This is a genomic window from Marinoscillum sp. MHG1-6 (assembly GCF_024714475.1).
GTDB lineage: Bacteria > Bacteroidota > Bacteroidia > Cytophagales > Cyclobacteriaceae > JAMZMI01.
In genome coordinates, this window is sequence record NZ_JAMZMI010000006.1 from 199,004 (window position 1) to 223,713 (window position 24,710).

Genomic DNA, 24,710 nt, shown 5'->3' on the forward strand with positions numbered 1-24,710 from the left:
GTCCGCCTTTCAAGGGGTTAACGGAATGGCATACAGGATAAAATGTGCCTTTATGGAGCATAAAGGCACTTTTCTCTAACTCAAGAAGGTTAGCAAAAGGTTAACACAGGCGTGGAATAAAAAATAAAATTCAGGGAAATCAGAGGCTGATGATAAAATCGGTAAGACTTGTATTGGATTCCAATTTCATCTTTTTTCTGAGTCTGGAACGTGAAACCTTGATGCTGTCAGAGGAAATCCCCATTACAGAAGCACACTCAGAGTTACTAAGGTTCAACCTGATCAATGCACAAAGTCTCAGCTCCTGACTGGTGAGGTCTGGGTAATTAAATTTAAGCTTTGAATAGAAGCCGGTATAGACCTGTTCGAAGTACATTTTAAACTGCTCCCAGTCTTTATCCATTTTAAAACTCTCATTGATCAACCTGCTTATTTTCTTCGCCTCTGGCTTAAAGGCAGCATTTGATTTAGCCATATTGTCCAGCTTATTCTTGAGTGCGCTGAGTGTCTCGTTCTTTTGAATAATATTGAGCGCGTGCGTGGTAATTTGTTTATTCTTATAGTCAATCTGCTCCTGTAGCTGTTTTTCCTTAAGCCTTAAATAGTTTAGGTCTGCCTCTTTAAGGCTTTCCTTGGATTTATAAATGGCCTCATTTTTAGCGATCAGCTCCTCTTTTTGTTCTATGATTTCATTCTTTTGATCTATCAGGTGTTGTTGCTGATCAATGATTTGTTGCTTTTGGGCTTGAATTTCATTCGTTCTGCGCTTAATTATTGATTCCAGATACTGTTTTTGACGAATCATGCGAAATGCATAGACTTTAAGCACTGCCCATACCAACCCCAAAGCAACCACAACAACAGCAATCAAAAACCACCATCCCTGATACCACGGCTTCGCTATTGAAAACGAAAAGGTCACTGGTTCGCTCCATGTTCTGCCCTTTTCTTTGGCCCTAACCTGGATTTCATAGTTACCCTCATCAAAACCATAAAGTGATAGCTTTCTGGCCTTGGAAGGCACACTCCATCCATCACTTAATCCCTCAATCCTGGTTTGATATTTGGTCCCTGACTCCGGGAAGGAAGGAGACATGAATTCCACCTCCAGACTAGAGTTGTATTCAAATTCAAAAGAGAGATTGTCGTCATGATTTATCTTCTTATCATTGACCGCTACCCAATAAATAATCGGCGGATAACTTTTATCAAATTGAATCTGATCAATGTCTACTACCACGAGCCCCTTCACAGTTGCGGCAAGAACCATATTCACCCCGTAACGTTTCAACCCTCTATCTTTGAATCGAGAAGAAGGAATTTTGAAATCTGAATCAAGAACAAGTGATTGCCCATCCTTCATAATAATTAAGCCGGTAGCACTTGCAATTATCAATCGATCCCCAACTATCTCCAAAGCCCAGACGCTCCCTGCTGTCTTCATACCAGGCACGGGAACCGTTATCAGAGGATCAAAACCCTGATCATTTTTCTTTAATAAAAGCAGTCCCGACTTGGTCCCAAACCATAAGTTGCCATCTCCATCAATTTGCATATCGAAGATTACAACATTAGCGGGTATCCCCGATTCCATTTCCACAAAAACGGGGTCAAATTCTTTTGTACTGCGATTGAGCCTCCCCAGAAAGGTTCGCTTTTCACCTTCACTAAAATACCAGTCATTGACACAATACAAATCGCCTGCCGACGACTCCCTTAACACCGTTGTTGCATGAACATTGGTGTTAAAACTAAAGCCACCAGTAGAATCTAATCGCCCTAAACCATTTCTATTTCCCGTAAACCACCGCGTTCCATTATGATCGCAAAAGATAAATTGCGTATGTTCCTCTTTATCGCTTGACAAAATTTGAGAAATTCTATCCTCCTCCATATTATACCCATATATACCATTGCGATAATCTCCTATCCACAGTAATTCATCATCAGCACTGATTCTGTCGAAATATGCATTACTATTCTCCAGAACCAATTCAGACACACCTTGATAAGCTTTATCTCGTTTATAAATTCGCGAACCTACAGAATAATAAATGGCACCCCCATCTACAGAGACATCCTCAATTCTCCAACCAGGTTTTATGACATCGACAATGGGAGAATGCTTAATTAATCCAAGCTGTTCGTTCCCATTAATCCAGATCTCCTCCCTCTTTTGATCATAATGAAGGTTCACAATATCCTTAATCCTTACACCCTTGATGGGTTCGCTTTTAACTTGATGTCCATCAAAATCCATGATGAAGAGACCGTCATTCCAGGTTCCTGCAAACAATGTGTGATCATTGATGACTTCCAGGGCAGAAATATTGGGTATTGTGAGGTCGTAAACTTTGTCTAGAACTCTATGATCGCTATCTACTTTAATTGCTGCAGCCCCTTCATATCCACCAATAACCAGCCAGTCTCCGTGTATGGAAGCTAAATCACAAAATCCATCAACAGGAATATCCAACACAACCTGTTGCCATTTCTCTTTTCTTGAATCAAATACAATAAGATCCCCGGTGTGGCAAGTTGCCCATAATGTCCCAAACGCATCTTCAGCGAATTGATATGACCTAAAATAGCTGGTCGAATGTAAAGCAGAATCAAGGTAAAAGCGTTTTACCCCTTCTTCATTTATCCTGAATATGGAATTAGGCTCTCCTATCCACAATGAACCCTTGGCATCTTCATAAATGGATCGAACGACATCCAGCGTATCAGGTAATTCCTTTCCATTCAGAATAATCGGCTTTAAAAAGACGCTATCGGATTTTTGGCTAATTGTTTTGACTCCATTGTCATGAGCCACATAATATTTGCCAGAGCTGGACTTAATTATATCCTTTGTGTAGAGACTGGGCAATCCCTCATAAAAGTTTCTTGTTTCCTCTCCATCATACCTCAAGACACCGGCATCGGTGGCCAACCAGAGATATCCGGACTCATCTCGATAAACACCCTTTATCAAGTCTTCAGACAACAGGTTTTTGATTTCATAATATTGCCAATTTACCCCCTGACCAAACAATTGGGTTGACAATAACAATAAGAGCATAAAACAAATGCGCAAAGCCGTGACTGGGGTTAAGTTTTTATTCATGGAATAACCAAATGAATAAGATTATTAAATAACCTAAGCATTCCTTTAATCGGAATCACAATGACAAAAATTAAGTGATCGGTATAAACCAGGCTAAAGTTTGATCACAGATTCATCAAATCATGCTTTGATAAATTACTTTCAAAACCTCCACCTTACTGCAAGAGTGGCTATTTCCATTAGATTCTTCATCCTAAAACAATAAATAAGACAAATTAATCCCTAAAAAAATCATGTTAATTTTGATTTAAATAGGCAAATACCCTTTATCAAGGGATTAACCTAATTCACCTCCCCATCTTAAACTTCTCCATTTGTAGTTGATAGTGGGTCAGGTCTTCCAGGTTATCATCAGCCATTTGGATGGCCTTCTTCTCCCATTTGATTGCTTCTTTGCTTCTGCCAGTCTTAAATAAGAGCGAGGCATAGGTGTCCAGGCTCGTTGCCGTCTTTTCTTCCCTCAGAGACTTTTCCATCCAGGTTATCGCAGCGTCCAATTGCTCCTTCTTTGGGATATAGAGATAAAATTTCCAGGCGAATTCATTTAGTCGATCCGGATCAGTGACGTTTTGTTCATCCACAACATTCACCACACTCTCTCCATAAAGCTCCCAGTCCTCGGTGATCTCGGCATATTGCATTTCAATCATATGAACCAGTTCTTCCTTTTTGGCGAAATCCAGGTCCTCCAACATTTTTTGAAGTGCCTGATTCGCAAAAAGAGTCAGATCAGCGCCTTCATAAATATCTATGAACTGTCCCAGAAGTACTTCATAGATCTTCGCATCGATGGTATCCCTGCCATATCGAATAGCAAACAGATCATCATAGGTGATAAGGTATTGAAATTGAGGACTGAATGGGTCGTCAATATTAAAGTTGATCATTGTCCAGGACGGTTCTTCTAGCCATTCTTCCTGTGGTAGATCCTTATAGAAAGTCTTCATTATTCGACTGACATCACTGCATGAGTAATCCATTAATGAAGATAGTTCAGCTAAAAACTGAGGTGCCCGTAGACCATCGGTAAAACGCTTTTGATAACTCATCAGGTTCTTTTCCTCATCCAAAGCAGTCTCTCCCAACGAAATAAATTCCTCAGGCCTCATCCAACCGCAACCTTTATGAATCAACTCACCATAACTGTTAATAAATAAATAAGCCGGGTAAACAAACACATCATAGCGATCGGCTATTTCTGCACCAGGAAATGCCTCCGCATCAAAGGGAACATTGACAAAGTTTTCAGAGTAGAACGCACTGTCTTTTGGGTCAAGAAAAGTCCCTTCCTCCATTTCCAGACAAGGCTCACACCATTCAGTATTTAAATAAACCATCAATAGTTTATCGTCTGCCTTTGCCTTATCCATTGCGGATTGCCAATCGGGATCCTGAAAATCTATCATCTGAGCTGTTGCTCCTAAACAGGCCAACAAACAGACTAAAGTCAACTGGTGTCTCATGGTGGTTTATTTTGAATGGAAATTAATCAATCTTTTCATTTCACCACATGTGAACAATATGAATCAACAAAAAATGAGATGAGTCCAAGGCATAAAAAAAGGGAGCACGGGCTCCCTCTTGTATTTTTTATATCAGGATTTAGTTCAAGGCGTAGTATACACCAAAACCAATGATCCCCTGATCAGCTTTTCCGAGAATATAACGTAGCTCCAGGAAAGCATCCAATTTATCAGAAACAGCATAAGCCGCTCCCCCTCCGATGTTTAAGCCAACTTCAGTATTACTGTTCCTGTTGTTATCGATCTTAACAGTTCCTGTAGAAAAGTTCAAGCCAGCTAATGGATAAGCTCTGAACTTGCTATCCAATTGAAAATTATAAAGTCCATTAATGTCAAACATCCAAAAACCAGTTTTTATGGTCGTAGTGGTTCCCGAGAAAGGATCCGTAAAAGAAGTTGACTCTGGAAAAAAGAAGGTAAGTCCTGCTTCCACATCTATCTCCGGGGTGACGCCATATTTAGCGCCCAGGTTTATTCCAAGTTTATCAATTTCTGTCCCAAAGGCCAATCCACCTTTAAGGTCCAGATCTTGTGCGTCAACAGCAAAAACAAACAAAACTAGTGCTACGGCTGATAATAATGCTTTTTTCATTTATTTGAATATTTAGTTAAAAATTCAGAGCTAATGTAGTCCTTTCATGATTTGAAATAAAAATGTGAGGACTATTCTTTATTGCTCTCAGGATAATATTTTAAACATAGCGTTTATTACGAATTTCATTTGACTCCTAATCGATTAATTTCACGTTAAAATTGAAATTCATTGAAACTACTCATCAAAACATTACATGGCCTGGAAGAGGTATTAGCTGAAGAAGTTAAGGCCATTGGTGCTACGAATGTCAAGATACTTAAAAGATCGGTGGCCTGCGAGGGAGATCTGGAAGTCATGTACAGGGCTAACCTGCATCTACGCACTGCGCTTAAAGTGCTGGTACCCGTTCATCGGTTTACGGCCCGCACCGAAGATGAGCTCTATAAAGCTGTTTATGCGTTTGACTGGTCGAAACACCTGAACTCACACAAGACATTCGCCATTGACAACACGGTTTTTTCAGAGTATTTCCGACACTCGAAATATGCTGCTCTAAAAACCAAAGATGCCATTGTTGATCAGTTTCGCAATAAAATGGGCTCCCGCCCATCCATCGACGTGAAGTCTCCGGACATTCAGCTGGACCTTCATGCCGTCAAAGACCAATTCACCATCTCTTTGGATAGTTCAGGAGAGCCTTTAAACAAGCGTGGCTACAGAGAACCCGGTCACGAAGCTCCGCTAAACGAAGTGCTGGCAGCAGGTTTAATTCTACTTTCTGGTTGGAAAAAAGAAAGTCCATTGATTGATCCAATGTGTGGATCAGGCACCATCCTGATAGAAGCAGCCATGATTGGGCAAAATATGGCTCCCCAGCTCCATAGAAAGGATTTTGGATTTAAGAACTGGAAAAGCTTTCAGCCGGCCATTTGGAACAAAGTACTTTCCGAAGCAAAAGCAGCAGTAAGAAAAACCACATTGAACATACGCGGGGGTGATATCAACTTCAAGGCTGTTTCTATTGCTGAAAAATCAATTCGTAATTTCAAATTATCAGATAGCATTACCGTCAGACGAATCGCCTTCGAAAAGAGCTTTCCGGGCACAGCTGATGGCGTCATTATCTCCAATCCACCTTATGGCGAACGTATCGGTGAAAATGTAAATGAACTGTATGGGTTGATCGGAGACACCCTAAAAAACAACTATTCAGGCTTTGACGCATGGTTAATCAGCTCTAATATGGAGGCATTCAAACACCTAAGATTGCGCCCATCAAAAAAGTTGGTGCTTTTCAATGGTCCGCTAGAATGTAAATTTCAAAAATACGAGATGTACAGGGGGAGTAAAGAAGATTAACGTTCCACAGGAAGGATTACAATGGCACTGGTACCTTTACCAACCGCACTTTCCAGATTGATCTGTCCATTTAATTTTTGAACCGCCCGATGTAGCAGATAAAGCCCTAAACCAGACCCAATGGCCAGTTTATTGGCCTTATAAAACATTTCGAAAGCGCGGTCACGCACCTCCTCATTCATACCAATCCCATTATCTTCCACCTCAATGATAATATTTTCACCCTTCTGGTGAATGTCAATTTTCAAGATTGGGTTTTCCTTTTCCGGGTCAGCATATTTAATGCCGTTTTCGATCAGGTTCTGGAGTATCGTATTCACCAATGCCCACTCGGCGGTATACTTAATTTCCCCGGTCACATGACTTTCCACATTTACCTGACTGAAATTTTCCAAATATGCCAGTGATTCAATATTGTCTTTAACCACCTCTTCAAAATGGATCGGTTCCAGGCATTCGTCAGCATGATCCACTCGGGTGATCCTTACCAACTCATCAAGCATATTGTTAATGTGAAGGACTTTCTTCTTATAGATATCGAAGTATTTCAGTGCTTCGGGGTCTGATATTTTTTCTTTCACAATATCTCCCAGTCCAATGATTGAGCTGATTGGCCCTTTCAGATCATGAGACACCTTCAGAAAGAAGGCATCTAATTCACGGTTCTTTTGTTCGCTGATCTGAACCCTCTCTTTTTGAAGGTTCGCTTCCATCTCCAAAGACTGTTTTTCAGATAAGGTCTGGTAGGCTTCGACTACATGAAGGGTTTGCGCGTTGATCACATAGTCGCGCTCCTTAAGGTAAGCCTCCAGATACTGAAGGGCCTCCTCACTTTTACCTTCTGACTTATATAGTTCATAAAGCTTGTGATACGCCTTAAAGTTGAGAAATGAAATCTTATTCTTCTTTGTAAAACTCAACCCTTCATTTAAGGCCGTTTTGCATTTATCGTTGAGCCCCATTTGAAAATAGAGTGTCCCCAACTTGATCATGGCCATGCCCCAGCCCAGCTTTTCTCCCATTTCGTCATGAATCCGTAACGCCTCAAGAAAGTCCGCTTCGGCTTCCTTAAATCGTCCCATCCTGGTAAACACTTTACCTCGACCATAAATAGAAAAGGCTAATCCTCTAACATCGCCTGTTTCCTCTTTCATATCGATGGCCCTTGTGATCAACTTCATGGCATTATCAATATCTCCACGATTGAGGTATATTCCGGATAAAGGATTGTAAGCGTTGGATTGAAGGTTTTTGTCCCCGATCTTCAATGCGCATTCCACTGACTTTTCGTAGGACTCAATGGCCCGAGCCGTGTCTCCAAAATACTCATAAATGGTGCCCATGGATTTCAAAACCCTGGCCTGATTATGATAGTCCTTATACTTTTTATAAATGCCAAGGCAGTCTATGAGATAGATAAGTCCAGAATGGAAGTTATCCGTCTTATAATAAACACCGGCGATATTATACATCGCACTTGCCACTCCATGATCATCACCGATGGTATCAAATTCTTCGATCGCCTTCTCAGCAATTTCAATTGCTTTCGAATACTCTCCTCGAATCATATAAAAGAGAGATAGATGAGAAAGTGCTTTGGCATGAAGGTCGGACAGTTCATAAATACCGTCACTGGCATGCAGCGCCTCTTCGGCCAGCTCAATGGCCTTTACCAAATCCTTTACCCGGATCTGATAGGCATCGTCCAGGATACCTCCAATGTGCTTCCTGATATTTTCGTCCGTAACCTGAATCATGATAGTAGTAGTAATCAAAGATACACGCTAGACAATATAAATGGCTAATAGATTGTATACCAGCACCCAACCAACCTTTATCGTTAGATCATTAAGGTGAGCTTTTGGAGGTTGTCATTTCGACAAAGAAGAATTCGCTCTGATCATTAAAAACGAAGGAAAACCTCTCCTGATGTCAAGGTGACATACTTACACCCACCATTTAGCCAGTCTCCTTCTTTCTGACCAGCAAAATCCATTGATCCCCCAGCGTCAGGTAACCCATATCATAACAAAAGCGATATTCCTTTCCTTCTCGTGTGGTCAATGTTTGTGTAAAAAATTCAAAATCAAATCCTCTTTTAGATAGATGAGACAAAGGGACTTTTTGGGTCTCATGAGGATTGAGTTCGTTAAGGATCTCCCAGTTTTTCTTCAAAACCCGATTGATCTGCTGAACAGCCGGACTAATTGCCGGTCTTGCTCGATTATTAAAACTGCTACGGCATGCATCTGAACAGAACTTTTTATCCGCCCTCCCAAAGAATGGACGACGGCATTCCTTGCATTCCTTATTATCCATTGAATGAACTATTTTGGGAATTTCTATTGTTATTTAGGTGCGGTGAAATTAGTACGTTAATTTCAATATTATTCTTGTATACAAAAGATAATTGGAAAAGTACCAATTCGTTTTTAACTTGAGTTAGCATTGAAACAACCAAACCAAGCGAATCATGGCAGGTCCTAATCACACAAAAAATTTGATCAATATCATTCATTTCGCATTTCATGATATTGCGGTAAGTATTTGGCGATTTCTGAGCAAAAGAGCTGGGAGATTTAGACATTTCTCTCATTAAATGAATTAAACCTATTTTTCTGAAAATAATACAAATAGTTAATTTCCAGATAGATACCCGATTATAAACGTTTATAATCGGGTATTTTCGTTTATATGCCGTATACCGCTTTTAAAACTCCTCCCTTTGTCATGTCGATCGACACAAGTCATCTGCCATTCAGTGACTTCAGTTAAACATTAAAAATTTATTATTATGACATCATTAAAGAACAGCGTACAATTAATCGGCAGATTAGGAAATGAACCTTCCATCAAAAACTTCGAATCAGGCACTAAAATGGCCACCTTTAGCCTGGCTACTAACGAAAGCTATTACAACAACAAAGGCGAAAAAGTGACGGATACGCAATGGCATAATATTGTTGTATGGGGTAAAAAGGTAGAGGTAGTTGAGAAGTACCTGGCCAAAGGAAGTGAAATTGCCGTTGAAGGAAAGCTCATTAACCGTAGCTACGAAAAAGACGGAAGCACCCGATATATCACTGAAATCAACCTCAACGAATTGTTGATGCTGGATAAGAGATCCAATTAATATCCTTTGGGCCGGAGTACTCCGGCCCATTTTTAGCCCTGACTGGTGTTTTAACCAACTGAGGCGGAGATCGCTTGGCTATGCCGAGCGAGAAATATGCCTTTGGCCGTAATCACCCTGCCCGTTTTCCACTTTGAAAACATTTATCGGATATTTGCTGCAGATTCGATTACAATGACCTCCACAGATAAGAAGCTTTTTAACAAAATCAATTCAGAAATCGGGCGTGCCATCCAGGACTTCAACATGATAGAAGAAGGTGATAAAATTATGGTGGCCGTCAGTGGCGGAAAGGACAGCCTTTGCCTGCTCCATTTCATTAAGGAGTTTCAAAAAAAGGCTCCGATCAACTTTGAGTTCATTGCGGTCAACCTCGACCAGGGCCAACCGGGATTTCCGGATCATATACTACCCGAGCTATTCAAAAATTGGGAGGTCCCACATCATATAGAGTACCGGGACACTTATTCTGTGGTTGTGGACAAGATCAAGGGAGGTAAAACCTATTGTTCCCTCTGTAGTCGCTTGAGACGTGGAGTACTGTATGACTTAGCAATAAATATGGGCTGCAATAAGCTAGCCCTGGGGCATCATTTAGATGATTTACTTGAAACATTTTTGATGAATGCCTTTTACAGTGGTCAACTGGCTTCCATGGCTCCGCATTACCAAACCAATAAAGAAGGGATCAGTGTTATCAGGCCACTTTACTCACTGGAGGAGCAAGCTATTGCTTCGTTTGTAGCTGCCCAGGACTGGCCTATTGTACCTTGTAATCTCTGTGGATCGCAGGATGGCCTGAAAAGGCAATATGTAAAAGAGCTTTTGAATAATCTTGAAAAGGACAACAAGCAAATTAAATCCAGCATGCTCAATGCTCTGAAAAACCCTGATCCTGATTTCCTGCTTAAACCCGAACTTTGGAGCGGTCCCATTCCTTCAAGCAGTTTAACTGGCACTTAAATATTATCTTTACCATAAGGAATTAGGCTTTTCTATGAAAAGTCCTTAAAAACCCCATGTTTTTCGTGAAATAATACTATTTTCCGCCTCCAAAATACTATTGTTGAAAGTTGGAAATATGTGCCGTTATTTGCTGATATGCTCCTTCTTATTCATGGCATATCTGTGTCTGGGTCAGAAAGGAGACTTCCCGATTAAGAACCATAATGCATCCATTCCGGGGGTTGACAACACGACCTTCGACATGGCCTTCGACCAGAATGGGCTAATGTACATTGCCAACAGGTCGGGTATCTTAAGATATGACGGTGATAAATGGGAATTTATTAAAACACCCTCTGCTGCAGAATCGATTGCGATTGATTCGATGACTAACAAAATCTATATCGGCTGTCATGCGAGTTATGGTTATCTCAAGCTAACAAAGGATGGCCTGAATTACTTCGAGATCAAGAAGAGCGCTGTAGATGAATCCTTTTTCTCCACGAAAATTTTTGGGGACAGTGTTTGCTTTTTAAGCAAATCCAAGCTGATCATTTACAACGAGCGTAAAAATAGAATTGTTCACTATTCCAGCCCGGATGACTCGGAGTTCAAGGCAGTATTCATCGTTGATGGTCAGGTGTACGTGTCAACAGCCAAAGAATCATACAAATGGACTGAGCTTGGCATGCAAAAATCGAATGATTGGGTAGCAGACAGATACCCTCCAAAAGAGGTGACCAAAGCCAGGAACGGCAATTACATTATTCTCGACATTTCCGGAAAAGTATTCATTAATCACGTAAGTGGAAGATTGATACCTGTTCCGTCTACAGCTGGTGAGGCTATAGAATTTGATCTGGTTAATGACAGCCTTTTTGTAGTAGGCACTCAAGATCTGGGGTGCTTAATGGTGGACGGCTATACCGGTAAGATCGTCGATAAAATTGATTACGAGAGTGGTCTCCCTGACAATGAGGTGATGGATATTGAAGTTGACTGGTCTATGGGGATATGGATCGCGCACCAATTTGGTTTCAGCCGAATCGATCCGGGTGCTCCGGTCAAATGTCTCAGCAATTACGAGGGAATTGAAGGTAATCTCCTTGCTGAGATCAATTATAGAGGGGACATGTTTGTCGGCACCAGTTCCGGCCTTTTCAAGCTCGTTTATGACAGCGTCTTCACCATAAACGTTTCAGAAAACAGGGTCAAAGTACGAAATAAGGAAAAGACACTTGAAGAGGATTTAGCCGAGCAACACACTGCTATTGAAAGTAATGACAAGGACGAGAAGGGTAAAGGTCTATTCGGTATTTTTAGAAAATTGCTACCGGAACCTGAGCCTGAACCTACGCCACCAGCATCGCGATCGGACTATTCTTATAAATACGAAACAGTAAAAACAAAGACCTTTAAGTATGCAAGGTGGGAGTATAAGAAAATACCGGAAATCATCAGCAAATGCAACTCTTTGATAGAACTTGACGGAGTTTTACTTATAGGAACAAACCTGGGGCTCTTCGAATATAATGGCCGTTATATCAGTAGAATTTCCGATCAATCCGTAAAGCAAATCATCCCATTCGAAGAAAATGGCGAATTCTTTACAGTAAGTAACGATCATCAGGCCAAAAGATACCTGAAACATAGACATCAGTACATAGAACTGGAATTTGATTACGATGATGCCTTCGTAATGTCCATCTACCATGACCACGGAGATTCCATCTGGATAGTCACCCCAGATCACCTGGTCCTGACGGGGATTACCTCCCAGGGAATTTCCTCCACTAAAGAATTTGATTTTCCTGATAGATACCTGGACAGGCCGACAATAGCAAAAATTAACGGAGACCTCTACTTTGTCACCAAGGAAGCCTACTTCCACTATAGCTACGCGAATGATACCCTTACCCAGGATTCAATCATATTGGCTAAATATGGCCAGCCCGTCGAACATCAACATGACCCATCTGGAGGATTTTGGATGTTTGATGGAAAAGTATGGAAGCTCATAGAAGAAGATGGAAGTATGGTCATCTACCCCTATCTCAGCTTGTATCCGGAAATGAGGTACTTAAGTAAAGGCGAACAGAAAGGGGAGGTAGACTTTATCGATGAGAACAATCAATTTTATCGGTACCTGGCCGGGGATGACAGAAATGACATCTATCAGAGCAACATTTTCTATAAACACGTTTATGCCGAATCTCAATACAACTCTTACAGGGGGAGCTTTGATCTGAGTTATGATGAGAACTATTTAAGTGCTGAGATTTCACAGCCCGATTACCTTGGTCTGCTAAAAGTAGAATTCCAATATCATGTAGAGGGCATGGATAAGGGTTGGTCCGCCTGGACAACTGACAATCACATCGATTTGGACCACCTCCCTGATGGGAAATATCAACTCCACGTCAGATCGAGGGATATTTTCGGAAGAACTCAAACAATGGACCCTATTGCCATTTACATTGAACCTCCTTACTGGCAGACCCCATGGTTTTACTTCTTAGAGGTAGCAATATTCGCCTTTCTCGTAGCCATATCAACCCGGCTTAATCAGAAAAAAGCGCAAAACAGGTTCCTGACAGAAGGTTTGACTATTCTCACCATCGTACTGATTATCGAATCAATGCAGTCAGTAGTAGGCTCGTTCTTTGCCATTGCAAGTTCACCGATCCTAGACTTCATAGTAAACCTCTCGGTCGCATTGCTGATTTTCCCTGCTGAATTATTCCTGAAAAAATTGATCAAAAGCGGAGGCTTGTCAATGGATTTGTTCAAAAGTGATAGTGACCTGGAAGAAAAAGAATAAGATGTCGAACTAGGACTCTTTATCTTCCAGAAAAGAAATGAGTTCATTATGACTCTCAAGAAGTGACTCCATTACTTCAAGTAGGTTTTCGTACTCCTGAACCATACGATCCATATCTACGGAGCCTTTAGCTTTTTTAAAAAGGTAGAAGCTTTTGAAGCCTTCAACGATTTTCTGCATATCATTAGATTGGGTCAGGAACTTCTCCATTTTCTTGGAATGCACCTCCAACTCCTCAATCATTTGCTCTTCAGGCATGTCTACTTTATCGGTCAGGGAATTACCCCCTTCGATCAGTTCAGAGGCGAACTCATTGGATAACGTGAGATCCTTTTCAACAATATCGCTTAAATCAATGTTAAAAAACTTTACAATTTTTAAAAGATTATTAACACTCGGCTCCGCTGTTCCTTTCTCATACGATGCGATATTCCCTCTGTTTAAACCAATTTCCAAGGCAAACTGCTCCTGGCTTAGTTTTTTCTGGGATCTTAAAAACTTTAGATTCTTACCGAAAAGCTTATCCATTTTGTAAAAAAATTTTACAATTCTAATCAGAATCGTTAATTTTGCACAAAATTAAACCTAAAACAGATTAGCAATAGCTATTATTTTCTTGATCTGTAAAAAATCTTTACAATTTTAACGTTCAGAACTGATCGATGATTATCGACATTCTCATATTTATAGTATACATGGTACTGGTACTCATGGTGGGTGTTTATTTCTTCAACAGAAATAAATCTCATGATGATTACTATGTAGCAGGACGTGATATTAGCAGCTGGCATAATGGTCTTTCAGTCGTCGCTACGGACGTTGGTGGAGGCTTTTCTATCGGCCTCGGTGGCCTTGGCTTTACCATGGGATTATCCGGTTCATGGTTACTATTTACCGGTTTAATTGGGGCCTGGATGGCCTCAGCATGGCTCATCCCAAAGGTGTACGCCATGGGTAATTTCAAAAACATCACCACCCTACCCCAGGTATTCGAATCATTCTATGGTAAGCAGGTGGCAGTCTCAGCCGGGATCATCACAGCTGTGAGCTACCTTGGATTTACCAGTTCGCAAATTGTGGCTGGAGCAAAACTGGCTTCGGGGACTTTCCCGGAGATCTCATTCACTGCTGCAGTACTCATCATGGGTTTGGTTGCTGTGGGGTATACCATTCTGGGTGGATTGAAAGCAGTGATCTACACAGATACCGCCCAGTGGATCATCTTAATAAGCGGATTGTTGTTCATTGGAGTTCCTTTCGCATTTATGGCTATAGGAGGATGGGCAGGCTTAAAGGCCACCATTCAACCTGAGCTGATGACATTGACCAATGTGAGCATAACGGAACTGATAAACTGGGCGATCACCATAATTCCTATTTGGTTTGTGGGTATGACCCTTTACCAACGGATTTTCGCAAGCAGGAGTGAAAAAGAAGCACGCACGGCTTGGACCATTGCCGGTGTTTTCGAATGGCCAATTATGGCCTTTTTGGGCGTGGGACTAGGATTATTTGCAAGGGCTGCCTTTGAACAAAACCTATTCGCTGATTTTGGATATGCCGTCGGGTCTGAAATAGACCCTGAGATTGGACTACCTGTCCTATTGAGGACCGTCCTACCCCATGGTTTTATGGGCCTGGTCCTGGCTTCCTACTTTTCTGCAGTAATGTCTACGGCTGATAGCTGCCTCATGGCCTGCTCCGGTGCATTTCTTTCCGATGTATTGCGTGTGAAACCTAAAGGGGAAAACATGGAGAAAAGTGAACTTCGATACTCCCAATGGGCTACGCTTGGACTAGGATCTGCCTCCTTAATTATCGCCCTGTTTTTACAGAACGTACTCAGCGCAATGCTGTTTTCATATGCTTTTATGGTTTCTGGTTTGCTGATCCCAATCCTGGGAGCATTTTACTGGAAACAAACAACCAAAGCAGGTGCACTTACCGCGATGATCGCGGGCGGGGTTTTTACAACTACATTAAGTATCTTCAACGTTAAACCATTTGGTCTTGACCCGAATTTTTATGGCCTTTTGATCGCGTTGATCTGCTTTTTGTCGGTAAATAAAATTGCTTACACTGAAACAACTAAAAAATGAATCTTACCTACAAAAAATATCTACCAGCCCAGACCGTGGGCTTCAACGAAAAAGAAAGCGTTATCTCTTTTTTATTCCAACACCTCGATGAATATGGAGATGCCAAGGCGGACATCTCTAGATGTGTCGACTATGCCCTCAATTATGGAAACCACCCCGGAGGTCTCATATTGTCTGCATGGGATGGAAACAAAATTGTGGGGGCCGTGGTAATCAACCGTACCGGTATGGGCGGATACATACCCGAGAATATCCTGGTATATGTAGCTACTCATGCTGACTACCGCGGCAAGGGTATTGGGAAAAAATTAATGCAGTTGGCAATTGAGTCAACAGAAGGCGATATCGCCCTGCATGTAGAGCCAGACAATCCGGCCAAGATCCTTTACGAAAAAATAGGATTTACCAATAAATATCTTGAAATGAGATGGAAACGAACCTCTTAAAACAATTGGTAGGGTTGCGACACGAACTGCATCAAAACCCTGAACTTTCCGGTAATGAACTCCAGACTAAAAAAAGGATTAAAGAGTTTCTGGAGACACTCGGCGTCCGAAACATCAAGGACCTGAGTGATACGGCATTCGTATGCGAATTTCAAGGCGATGAACCCGGCCCCACGGTGATGATCCGTGGAGACATAGATGCGTTGCCCATCCAGGAAATCAATAGCGTTCCCTATAAGTCCATTTCAAAAGGGGTATCCCATAAATGTGGTCATGACGGTCATTCCACAATCGTTTGTGGACTGGCTAAGGCATTACTGGACGATCCCATCTCAAAAGGTACAGTACTGCTTCTCTTTCAACCCGCCGAAGAAAATGGAGAGGGAGCCAAAGCCATTTTGGAGAACCCAAAGTTCAACTACAAACCCAACTTTGTTTTTGCGCTTCACAACCTTCCGGGTTATCCGCTTCATCACATTGTTTGCCGTGAGCAATCCTTTACAGCGGCTGCAAAAAGCATCATTATAACCCTGGATGGTAAAACATCCCATGCTGCAGAACCAGAAAAAGGTATTAATCCGGGCCACGCCATTAGTCAGCTCATCGACATGTTTGAGGAAGTGTCACAACCAAATCCGATGCTATCGGATTTTGCATTGGCCACCCCCATTTATATCAACATGGGAGATCTGGCCTACGGCGTTTCGGCAGGTTACGGCGAGGTACACTATACCCTGCGAACATGGGATAATGAGGTTATGAAGGAATTTATCGAGGTGGTCGAAAACAAGGTTAGCAATATAGCTGCTGCCGCAGATCTGGGATTGACTATCCGATGGACCCAGGAATTTAGCGCGAATGAAAATGACTCGGAAGCTGTTGATGAAATACGTCATGCCGCCCGACAAAACAGATATAAATATGAAGAGCGCGAAGCTCCCTTTAAGTGGGGAGAAGATTTCGGGCTGTTTACGGAAAAATTTAAGGGTGCCATGTTTGGAGTAGGATCAGGAGAAAATTGCCCGGCGCTTCACAATCCTGATTATGATTTTCCTGACAAAATCATCCCAACGGGCGTCAATATGTTTCATAGCATTATCAAAAACCTATTGAAATGAGCAGTGTGATCACACTGAATAGAGCAGCACTTATTGAGAACGTCAAGTTCTTGAAACACCTGTATCATGAAGATATACGGATCTCCTCAGTGGTGAAAGGGAATGCCTATGGACATGGATTAAGTTCCTACATTCCGATCGCTGAGAGTGTCGGTTTTGACCATTTTTCTGTCTATTGTGCCGATGAAGCCAAGGAGCTGATCAAGGTGGTTCAAAAACCGGAGACGGAGATCATGATCATGGGACATGTGGACTATAGTGACCTCGCCTGGGTGATCGATAATAACATCTCATTTTTTGTCTTCGACTTCATGCGGTTAGAGCTAGCTATCGAAGCGGCACAGCACCTTGGAAAAAAAGCATTGGTGCATATAGAGTTGGAGACTGGCATGAACCGTACAGGCTTTGATGAAAAAGACCTCACGCAACTTGTAGAGACACTCAAAAGAAATGAAGAATGGGTAGAATTTACCGGCCTGTGTACCCATTTCGCTGGTGCGGAAAGTATCAGTAACTACTTGCGGGTACAGCACCAAAAGAAGCAATACCTGCACATGAGCAAGGTTTTAGAGGAAATGGGGCTTAAGCCTAAAATGAAACATACCTGCTGCTCCGCTGCATCTATCCGACTTCCGGAAATGCGGCTAGACATGGTACGTATTGGTATACTCCAGTACGGATTCTGGCCAAGCAGAGAGATTTTCATTGAATACCTGAAAGGCCGAAAAGTCAAAATAGACCCGCTCAAAAGACTAATAAGCTGGGAGAGCAAAATTATGAGCATCAAACACATAGAAATGGGTGAATTCATAGGCTATGGTACCACCTTCCTCGCTCAGAAAGATATGAAGATCGCTGTAGTCCCTATTGGATACTCTCATGGCTTCAGTCGATCGCTAAGTAATCAGGGTCGTGTGCTTGTTCGAGGGCATAGAACCGCTGTTCTTGGTATTGTAAACATGAATTGTATCACCATAGATGTGACAGATATAGAAGACGTGGCCATCAATGACACGGTCACCTTGATTGGGAAGGATGGAGAACATGAGATCACCGTCTCCTCCTTCAGTGAACTTAGTGATCAGCTTAATTACGAACTATTGACTCGATTGCCTTCAAGCATCCCGAGAAAAGTAAAATAATACCCCATGGCATATTTAAATCTATATAGAGATAAACTTAAACATAACTACGAGTACCTCAATTCACTCTTCAAGGAGAATGAAATAGAATGGGCAGTGGTGACCAAACTGCTATGTGGAACAGAAAAATATCTGCAAGAAGTCATTAACCTTGGGACCAACGAAGTTTGCGACTCCCGTATCAGCAACCTCGCCAAACTCAAAGAACTGGATCCCAAGATCGACACAGTTTATATCAAGCCACCAGCTCAGGAGATCATCGAAGACCTGGTCAAATACGCCGATGCCAGCTTCAATACAGAGTATCGAACCATCAAGTGGATCTCAGATGAAGCAAAGAAACAAGGCAAAACCCACAAGGTAATCATCATGATCGAGCTGGGAGACCTTCGTGAAGGAATCATGGGAGATCACCTGATGGATTTTTACGAATCTGTCTTTCGTCTGCCTAATATCAAGGTAACAGGCATTGGAGCGAACCTAAATTGCCTGTACGGTGTGATGCCATCAACGGACAAGCTCATCCAGCTTTCTCTTTATAAGCAGTTGATCGAAGCCAAATTTGGTCGGAAGATCCCGTGGGTGACAGGTGGAACAAGTGTGGTGATCCCATTAATCCCAAAAAAGCAAATCCCAAAAGGAATCAATCACTTTCGTGTGGGTGAATCTCTTTACTTCGGAAATAATCTGTTCACCGGGGAAAGAATTCCGGATATGAAAGAAGACATTTTCAAGCTCTACGCTCAGATCATAGAAATTACCAAAAAGCCAGTCATGCCCATTGGTGAAATAGATTCGAACCCCTCAGGAGAGAGTTATGAATTGGATGAAGAGGATTACGGCAAAACAGCCTACCGAGCTATCCTCGACATAGGAAGACTGGACGTGTCAGAGGAGTTTCTGATCCCTGAAGATGAAACCCTGGATATGTCCGGTGCCAGCTCCGATATGCTGGTCATTGACCTGGGCGAAAACAGTAAAAAGTATAAGGTTGGCGATCTTGTTGGCTTCAAGCTTAAGTATATGGGGGCTCTGGGCTTGCTCAACTCAAACTACATCACCAAACACATTATAGACGAAAAAGGAAACGTTCATTAAAAACCTTTCAATTATCGAAAACAAAAAAACAATCGTGATCAAGTATGGCGGAAACGCTATGAAAGACGGCAATATCAAAAAGGCCATACTGGATGAAATCGCAGCTATCCATCAGGCTGGTCACCGGGCTGTGTTGGTACACGGAGGGGGTCCGTTTATCAATAACCTCCTTCACCAATTGAAAATTGAATCAGAATTTGTAGGCGGACACCGCAAAACCACCGATGAGGCCATCAAGTACATTGAAATGGCCTTGACTGGCGAAGTCAATCCAGATCTTGTACGCTCCCTTCAGCAGCGCGGCGTAAATGCTGTGGGACTATCCGGAAAAGATGGCGGTTTGGTCATCGCTGAAAAAATGTATCACGAGGATAAAGGTCAAAAGCAAGATATCGGATGGGTTGGAAAGGTCAACCATGTCAATCCTGAGGTATTGAATAAGTTGATGGACGCGGGCTTTTTCACTGTGCTCACGTGTATGGCTAGTGGCGAAGACGGTCAGGCCTATAACATCAATGGCGACATGTTCGCAGGCAACATCGCGGGTGCGGTTAAGGCCGATCAGTATATCGTCATGACCGATGTGGATGGTCTCTGCATGGATAAGGACGCTCCGGAAACCTTGATTTCGCACCTGAAACTGGACACCATCCCTGAACTAAAAGGAACGGTGATTGCCGGGGGTATGATCCCTAAAATTGAGTCCTGTGAAGTCGCCATAGAAAGTGGTACCAAAGAGGTCCGGATCATCAATGGAACGAAACCGGGCACGCTTAAAAGAGTGGTGCTCGATGGAGAAAACATCGGGACAAGCATAACTGCCTGACCAGAAGGGTTGGGAAGAAAACCAGCGAACAAAAGCACTATTACAAAAGGAACCTTAGTACAAAATGACAAATCAAGCACTACACGAAATAGATCAAAAGCACTACTTACCTACTTTCAAGCGATATCCTATTGCTCTGGATCATGGTAAAGGCAGTAGGGTATGGGACGTAGAAGGCAAAGAATACATTGACCTTCTTGCTGGCATAGCGGTGAGCAACATCGGGCATGCGCATCCTACCCTGGTGAATGCTATTGAAGAGCAAGCTGCCAAATTGATCCACATATCCAACTTTTATGTGAGTGAGCCGCAAATGAAGCTTGTAGAAAAGCTGGCACAACTTTCCGGCCTGGAGCGTGCCTTTATGGCCAACAGTGGAGCCGAAGCAGCTGAAGGCGCCATCAAGATCGCACGAAAATATGGTCACAAGGCCGGGCGTGGAGGCACCATCATCGCGATGAAGAATGCCTTTCATGGTCGGACACTTGCCACTGTAGCTGCCACTGGAAAGGAGGCTATGATGAATGGTTTTGATCCAATACCCAGCGGATTTAAACATGTCCCTTTTAATGACATTGAGGCACTGAAAGAAGCCATCACCGATGATGTAGGTGGAATTATGCTGGAACCGATCCAGGGCGAAGGAGGTATCAACCCTGCTGACTCAGATTATCTAAGACAGGTTCGGGCAATATGCGACAAAAAGAACATTGCTCTCATATTCGATGAGATCCAGTGTGGTATCGGGCGCACCGGAACCATGTTTGCTTTCGAACACTACGGCATCAAACCAGATATCATGACATTGGCTAAGGGCCTCGGAGGAGGTGTCCCGGTGGGAGCGGTTCTGGCAAGGGAGAAAGTCGCTCAGGCCATTGACTGGGGCGATCATGGTACTACATTCGGCGGAAATCCACTGGCTTGCGCCGCTGCACTGGCTGTATTGGAAGTGATCGAGTCAGAAAACCTACTTCAGAAAGCGACCGAGTCAGGTGCCTGGCTGAAAGGCAAAATCAATGCACTACGAAGTGAGCTGCCTGAAATTGAATTGATCCGCGGTGCCGGGCTCATGCTGGGCATCCAGGTATCTATGGACCCAAAAGCGATTGTGGGAACTATGCTCAAAAAAGGAGTACTTGCTAACGCCACCGCAGGGAATATCGTCCGCCTGGTACCTCCGCTAAATATTGACCGGGAAAGCCTGGAAGAAGCGCTGGAAATATTTATCGAGTCGATCAAAGAAAACAGAAAATAAAACCTGCTACCAGTTGGAGTCCGGGACAGTGACTCTGCTGAAATTCAGAGCAAATCATAAATCACATGAAGAACATCAAAATAGGAATAATAGGAGCCACAGGGTACACTGGTTCGGAGTTGGTAAGACTGCTGACCGACCACCCCAATGCAGAAATAAAAATCATAACTTCTGAAAGTCGGGCAGGAGAAAAGTTCAGTGATGTCCATCCGCAGTTTTTGAATATCTGTGATGACGAATTGAAAAGCATTAATGAGATCAGCAATTATGATCTGGATATTGTCTTCCTTGCTTTACCGCATGGTGTGTCTATGGATTTTGTAGCCAAAAATCACCATCAAAAATTCAAGATCATCGATCTTTCCGGTGACTTCCGTTTGAAATCCAAATCAGATTATGAGCATTGGTATAAAATGGATCATCATTTCCCGAAAGGAATAGAAGATGCTGTTTATGGCCTACCTGAACTTTTCAGGGACCGAATAAAGGACAGTGAACTGGTAGCCAATCCGGGATGTTTCCCTACCGCCTCTATCCTACCCATCGCCCCGCTTGTGATGGAAGGACTTGTGGAAACAGATCATATTGTGATTGATGCCAAAACAGGTGTGACCGGTGCCGGAGTGAAAGCCAAGGAAGTAACGCATTTCCCAAATACCAACGACAATTTCAAAGCTTATGGCGTGAGCAACCACCGTCATACGATTGAGATCCAGGAAAAAGTGGGCGAATGCACCTCGGCAGCAGTGACTGTGCTCTTTACTCCTCACCTGCTACCGGTAGATCGGGGTATCATTTCGTCTGCGTACCTTAAGCCCAGGAAGAAAGTTGATCAGGAGTTAATCGACAAGGTATTTGCGGATCACTACGGAGCGGAGCCATTTGTGCGTTATCGCAAAGTCGTACCCCATCTAAAGCAAGTACGTGGCACTAATTTTTGTGATGTCTTTGCTCAATATGATGAAAGAACAAACACGATTATTACTATGGGTGTGATTGACAACCTGGTGAAGGGAGCTGCCGGACAGGCCATACAAAACATGAACATTATCATGGGACTTAACGAAACGACAGGACTGAGACAAGTACCTTTACAGCCATAAACGATACAGACTATTAGCTAATGGATTTTAGACATTAGAATTCTAGTGTTCTATATCACACTACCAAATACCAAACATTGAAAAGTCATGATACAAAATATAACAAACGTACGAGGGATCAAGTGCTGGGGAGCACACACCGGAGTAAAATCCATGCGACGTGACCTCGCCATCTTTGTTTCAGAAGTACCGGCCAAGGTATCGGCTACGTTTACCCAAAATCTTGTGGTCGCCGAGCCAATCAAGGTATCCAAAAAGAATCTGAAGGAGGGTAAGCATCTGGCTAAAGCACTCGTAGTCAATGCCGGAAATGCCAATGCAGTCACCGGTCAGCAAGGCAGAGAAGGTGCTGAGGCAATGGTCCGGGCTGCCGCAGAGGAACTGGATGTGCCAGAGAATCAGATACTGGTTGCCTCTACGGGCATTATTGGTCAGGAATTTCCCACTGAAGCAATTGTGGATGGAATCAAAGAGAACATGAAGAAGGTGACTGACAATAGTCGTGCGGGAAGCTTTGCGGCAAATGCGATTCTCACTACTGATACTTTCCCTAAGGAAGGGTTTGTGGAGTTTGAAATTGATGGAAAGACGATCCATATTGGAGGTATTGCCAAGGGGTCAGGTATGATTCACCCGAATATGGCGACGATGCTGTCATTTGCATTTACTGATGTGAACATCAGCCAGAAGCTACTCGACAAGGCATTTAAAGAAGCAGTGGATGATTCATTTAATATGATTACTGTAGATGGTGACACTTCTACGAATGATATGGCCTCGGTGATGGCCAATGGACTGGCTGAAAATAAATTGATCGAGGACGAAAAAGATAAGAACTACGCACTCTTTCGTGATAAGCTCAAAGAACTCATGATCCATCTCGCAAAGCTAATTGTATCAGACGGTGAAGGGGCCAGCAAATTCATCGAGTATAAGGTCACTGATGCTAAAAGTGAAAAAGAAGCACGTCAGCTGATCCGGGTAGTATCTGATTCTTCGCTAGTGAAAACCGCCATGTTTGGGCGAGACCCTAACTGGGGACGGATCCTGGCCGCTATGGGGCGGGCAGGTGTGAAATTCAATCCAGACAAAGTAGATCTTTACCTTGGCACCGGAAAAAATATGGTAAAGCTACTGGATCAGGGGACACCCGTAGAACAAGAAGTCTATGTAATGAAGCGCATTCTCAAGTCTGCGGATATCAATGTGCATATTAAACTGAACAATGGCAAAGAAGAAGCCGTGGGTTGGGGTACAGATCTTACCACTGACTATGTGATGTTCAATTCCGTTTATACAACCTGATAACCAACTCTTGAAATCCATTTCAGTTTGAAGGCTTAATCATTCTGCTGAAGGCTGAACATAATAATCGAAGGAGAATCTTCAATCCTACCTTTTCCATCGATGAAAAGGTAGGCCAAAAATCTAGCCCTGAGTTCATTTTTAAACGGTTTTGCTCGAAAAAAAAGAGTTAAAATATACCGGACCGATAGGCAGGCGATGGAGACACCAAGACCTCAGCGCGGAACCATATGCGCTGGCCCCACAATTACTATCAGGTCAACTTCTCTGTTTGTAATGGCCTGTCTCTTAATCCTGCCATGAAGATTTTCTTTTACGGCTAAATTGGGCATAAAAAAGCCTCTTAGATTGCTCTAAGAGGCCGAGCCACGAAGGCTAATAATAAACCGGGGCGCATAGCCGGCAGACTACGCGTCCCGGACTACGCGTCCCGGACTACGCGTCCCGGACTACGCATATCATTATTTTCACCGTCGGAGGGCTATCTTTTATCTGAATCAATAAGCATACTAATGGACTGAGCGATTCACTGTCGTGGCATATTGGGCTTCCTTATCTGGAATGGACATAAAAAAAGGGATGTTGAACTAACAACATCCCTTAATAATAAACTGGCAACGACTTACTCTCCCACCTGTTACGGCAGTACCATCAGCGCTGGCGGGCTTAACTTCTCTGTTCGGAATGGGAAGAGGTGGACCCCGCCGCAATAATCACCATAAACTCTTTGATGGTTTCGTTTAACCACCTGGTGTATCTGCCTGCTTTGTCTTGCGGCGGGGAACCCCACCACCTACGCGGCCCGGCAATAATCACCATAAACTCTTTGATGGTTTCGTTTAACCACCTGGTGTATCTGCCTGCTTTGTCTTGCGGCGGGGAACCCCACCACC

General features: G+C 42.9%; 19 protein-coding genes and 1 rRNA gene. 13 read left to right on the forward strand and 7 right to left on the reverse strand.

Annotation, left to right across the window (positions count from 1 at the left end):
• Window positions 1-139: 139 nt before the first annotated feature.
• From NXR94_RS14155 to NXR94_RS14165, 3 genes are all read right to left on the reverse strand, one after another.
• Window positions 140-3,109 carry a two-component regulator propeller domain-containing protein gene (locus tag NXR94_RS14155; RefSeq protein ID WP_258105313.1) on the reverse strand — a complete coding sequence of 990 codons (2,970 nt, stop codon included), beginning with the start codon at window positions 3,107-3,109 and terminating at the stop codon, window positions 140-142.
• A gap of 287 nt (window positions 3,110-3,396) precedes the next feature.
• Complete coding sequence (locus NXR94_RS14160) at window positions 3,397-4,572, reverse strand: thioredoxin family protein (RefSeq protein ID WP_258105314.1); 1,176 nt, start codon at window positions 4,570-4,572, stop codon at window positions 3,397-3,399.
• 139 nt (window positions 4,573-4,711) lie between these two features.
• Window positions 4,712-5,224, reverse strand: a complete 513-nt coding sequence (locus NXR94_RS14165; protein WP_258105315.1) for a porin family protein — start codon at window positions 5,222-5,224, stop codon at window positions 4,712-4,714.
• A 171-nt stretch (window positions 5,225-5,395) separates the two neighbouring features.
• Between NXR94_RS14165 and NXR94_RS14170 the strand changes: the two genes are divergently transcribed.
• Window positions 5,396-6,526, forward strand: a complete 1,131-nt coding sequence (locus tag NXR94_RS14170) for a class I SAM-dependent RNA methyltransferase (RefSeq protein ID WP_258105316.1) — start codon at window positions 5,396-5,398, stop codon at window positions 6,524-6,526.
• Here the strand turns inward: NXR94_RS14170 and NXR94_RS14175 are convergent.
• Window positions 6,523-8,283, reverse strand: coding sequence for a tetratricopeptide repeat-containing sensor histidine kinase (locus tag NXR94_RS14175; protein ID WP_258105317.1), 1,761 nt, complete (start codon window positions 8,281-8,283; stop codon window positions 6,523-6,525). The two genes, NXR94_RS14170 and NXR94_RS14175, sit on opposite strands and share 4 nt — an antisense overlap.
• A gap of 202 nt (window positions 8,284-8,485) precedes the next feature.
• The gene (locus tag NXR94_RS14180) at window positions 8,486-8,845 is read right to left on the reverse strand and encodes a hypothetical protein (protein WP_258105318.1); all 360 of its coding nucleotides are present in this window, start codon (window positions 8,843-8,845) and stop codon (window positions 8,486-8,488) included.
• Window positions 8,846-9,320: 475 nt separating this feature from the next.
• Between NXR94_RS14180 and NXR94_RS14185 the strand changes: the two genes are divergently transcribed.
• The 3 genes from NXR94_RS14185 (at window position 9,321) to NXR94_RS14195 (ending at window position 13,425) form a co-directional block, all read left to right on the forward strand.
• Window positions 9,321-9,659, forward strand: a complete 339-nt coding sequence (locus NXR94_RS14185; protein ID WP_258105319.1) for a single-stranded DNA-binding protein — start codon at window positions 9,321-9,323, stop codon at window positions 9,657-9,659.
• A 96-nt stretch (window positions 9,660-9,755) separates the two neighbouring features.
• Complete coding sequence (ttcA, locus tag NXR94_RS14190) at window positions 9,756-10,622, forward strand: tRNA 2-thiocytidine(32) synthetase TtcA (RefSeq protein ID WP_258105320.1); 867 nt, start codon at window positions 9,756-9,758, stop codon at window positions 10,620-10,622.
• A 154-nt stretch (window positions 10,623-10,776) separates the two neighbouring features.
• Complete coding sequence (locus tag NXR94_RS14195) at window positions 10,777-13,425, forward strand: hypothetical protein (RefSeq protein ID WP_258105321.1); 2,649 nt, start codon at window positions 10,777-10,779, stop codon at window positions 13,423-13,425.
• A 9-nt stretch (window positions 13,426-13,434) separates the two neighbouring features.
• Here NXR94_RS14195 and NXR94_RS14200 read toward each other — a convergent pair whose 3' ends face one another.
• On the reverse strand, window positions 13,435-13,953 hold the full coding sequence (locus tag NXR94_RS14200) for a helix-turn-helix transcriptional regulator (protein WP_258105322.1): 519 nt from the start codon (window positions 13,951-13,953) through the stop codon (window positions 13,435-13,437).
• A 134-nt stretch (window positions 13,954-14,087) separates the two neighbouring features.
• On the opposite strand from NXR94_RS14200, the gene NXR94_RS14205 reads away from it, so the two are divergent.
• The 9 genes from NXR94_RS14205 (at window position 14,088) to argJ (ending at window position 23,817) form a co-directional block, all read left to right on the forward strand.
• The gene (locus tag NXR94_RS14205; RefSeq protein ID WP_258105323.1) at window positions 14,088-15,524 is read left to right on the forward strand and encodes a sodium:solute symporter; all 1,437 of its coding nucleotides are present in this window, start codon (window positions 14,088-14,090) and stop codon (window positions 15,522-15,524) included.
• Window positions 15,521-15,970, forward strand: a complete 450-nt coding sequence (locus NXR94_RS14210; protein ID WP_258105324.1) for a GNAT family N-acetyltransferase — start codon at window positions 15,521-15,523, stop codon at window positions 15,968-15,970. The genes NXR94_RS14205 and NXR94_RS14210 overlap by 4 nt, the downstream gene beginning before the upstream one ends.
• Window positions 15,952-17,088, forward strand: coding sequence for an amidohydrolase (locus NXR94_RS14215; protein ID WP_258105325.1), 1,137 nt, complete (start codon window positions 15,952-15,954; stop codon window positions 17,086-17,088). Before NXR94_RS14210 ends, NXR94_RS14215 begins: the two co-directional genes overlap by 19 nt.
• Window positions 17,085-18,230, forward strand: a complete 1,146-nt coding sequence (gene alr / locus NXR94_RS14220) for an alanine racemase (RefSeq protein ID WP_308706272.1) — start codon at window positions 17,085-17,087, stop codon at window positions 18,228-18,230. Before NXR94_RS14215 ends, alr begins: the two co-directional genes overlap by 4 nt.
• A gap of 6 nt (window positions 18,231-18,236) precedes the next feature.
• Window positions 18,237-19,328, forward strand: coding sequence for an alanine/ornithine racemase family PLP-dependent enzyme (locus tag NXR94_RS14225; RefSeq protein WP_258105326.1), 1,092 nt, complete (start codon window positions 18,237-18,239; stop codon window positions 19,326-19,328).
• 34 nt (window positions 19,329-19,362) lie between these two features.
• Window positions 19,363-20,154, forward strand: coding sequence for an acetylglutamate kinase (gene argB / locus NXR94_RS14230; RefSeq protein WP_258105327.1), 792 nt, complete (start codon window positions 19,363-19,365; stop codon window positions 20,152-20,154).
• A gap of 64 nt (window positions 20,155-20,218) precedes the next feature.
• Window positions 20,219-21,409, forward strand: a complete 1,191-nt coding sequence (locus NXR94_RS14235) for an acetylornithine transaminase (RefSeq protein WP_258105328.1) — start codon at window positions 20,219-20,221, stop codon at window positions 21,407-21,409.
• 65 nt (window positions 21,410-21,474) lie between these two features.
• A complete protein-coding gene (gene argC / locus NXR94_RS14240; protein WP_258105329.1) occupies window positions 21,475-22,512 on the forward strand; it encodes an N-acetyl-gamma-glutamyl-phosphate reductase in 1,038 nt (345 codons plus the stop codon).
• A gap of 87 nt (window positions 22,513-22,599) precedes the next feature.
• Window positions 22,600-23,817 carry a bifunctional glutamate N-acetyltransferase/amino-acid acetyltransferase ArgJ gene (gene argJ / locus NXR94_RS14245; RefSeq protein ID WP_258105330.1) on the forward strand — a complete coding sequence of 406 codons (1,218 nt, stop codon included), beginning with the start codon at window positions 22,600-22,602 and terminating at the stop codon, window positions 23,815-23,817.
• A gap of 609 nt (window positions 23,818-24,426) precedes the next feature.
• On the opposite strand, the gene rrf is transcribed toward argJ, so the two are convergent.
• Window positions 24,427-24,538: ribosomal RNA gene (gene rrf / locus NXR94_RS14250) — 5S ribosomal RNA — on the reverse strand.
• Window positions 24,539-24,710: the final 172 nt, after the last annotated feature.

Excerpts from the sequence above, each read along its gene's own strand:
- NXR94_RS14155 (WP_258105313.1), bottom strand. The coding sequence starts at position 3,109 with ATGAATAAAAACTTAACCCCAGTCACGGCTTTGCGCATTTGTTTTATG.
- NXR94_RS14160 (WP_258105314.1), bottom strand. The coding sequence starts at position 4,572 with ATGAGACACCAGTTGACTTTAGTCTGTTTGTTGGCCTGTTTAGGAGCA.
- NXR94_RS14165 (WP_258105315.1), bottom strand. The coding sequence starts at position 5,224 with ATGAAAAAAGCATTATTATCAGCCGTAGCACTAGTTTTGTTTGTTTTT.
- NXR94_RS14175 (WP_258105317.1), bottom strand. The coding sequence starts at position 8,283 with ATGATTCAGGTTACGGACGAAAATATCAGGAAGCACATTGGAGGTATC.
- NXR94_RS14180 (WP_258105318.1), bottom strand. The coding sequence starts at position 8,845 with ATGGATAATAAGGAATGCAAGGAATGCCGTCGTCCATTCTTTGGGAGG.
- NXR94_RS14185 (WP_258105319.1), top strand. The coding sequence starts at position 9,321 with ATGACATCATTAAAGAACAGCGTACAATTAATCGGCAGATTAGGAAAT.
- ttcA (WP_258105320.1), top strand. The coding sequence starts at position 9,756 with ATGCCTTTGGCCGTAATCACCCTGCCCGTTTTCCACTTTGAAAACATT.
- NXR94_RS14195 (WP_258105321.1), top strand. The coding sequence starts at position 10,777 with ATGGCATATCTGTGTCTGGGTCAGAAAGGAGACTTCCCGATTAAGAAC.
- NXR94_RS14200 (WP_258105322.1), bottom strand. The coding sequence starts at position 13,953 with ATGGATAAGCTTTTCGGTAAGAATCTAAAGTTTTTAAGATCCCAGAAA.
- NXR94_RS14205 (WP_258105323.1), top strand. The coding sequence starts at position 14,088 with ATGATTATCGACATTCTCATATTTATAGTATACATGGTACTGGTACTC.
- NXR94_RS14210 (WP_258105324.1), top strand. The coding sequence starts at position 15,521 with ATGAATCTTACCTACAAAAAATATCTACCAGCCCAGACCGTGGGCTTC.
- NXR94_RS14215 (WP_258105325.1), top strand. The coding sequence starts at position 15,952 with ATGGAAACGAACCTCTTAAAACAATTGGTAGGGTTGCGACACGAACTG.
- alr (WP_308706272.1), top strand. The coding sequence starts at position 17,085 with ATGAGCAGTGTGATCACACTGAATAGAGCAGCACTTATTGAGAACGTC.
- NXR94_RS14225 (WP_258105326.1), top strand. The coding sequence starts at position 18,237 with ATGGCATATTTAAATCTATATAGAGATAAACTTAAACATAACTACGAG.
- NXR94_RS14235 (WP_258105328.1), top strand. The coding sequence starts at position 20,219 with ATGACAAATCAAGCACTACACGAAATAGATCAAAAGCACTACTTACCT.
- argC (WP_258105329.1), top strand. The coding sequence starts at position 21,475 with ATGAAGAACATCAAAATAGGAATAATAGGAGCCACAGGGTACACTGGT.
- argJ (WP_258105330.1), top strand. The coding sequence starts at position 22,600 with ATGATACAAAATATAACAAACGTACGAGGGATCAAGTGCTGGGGAGCA.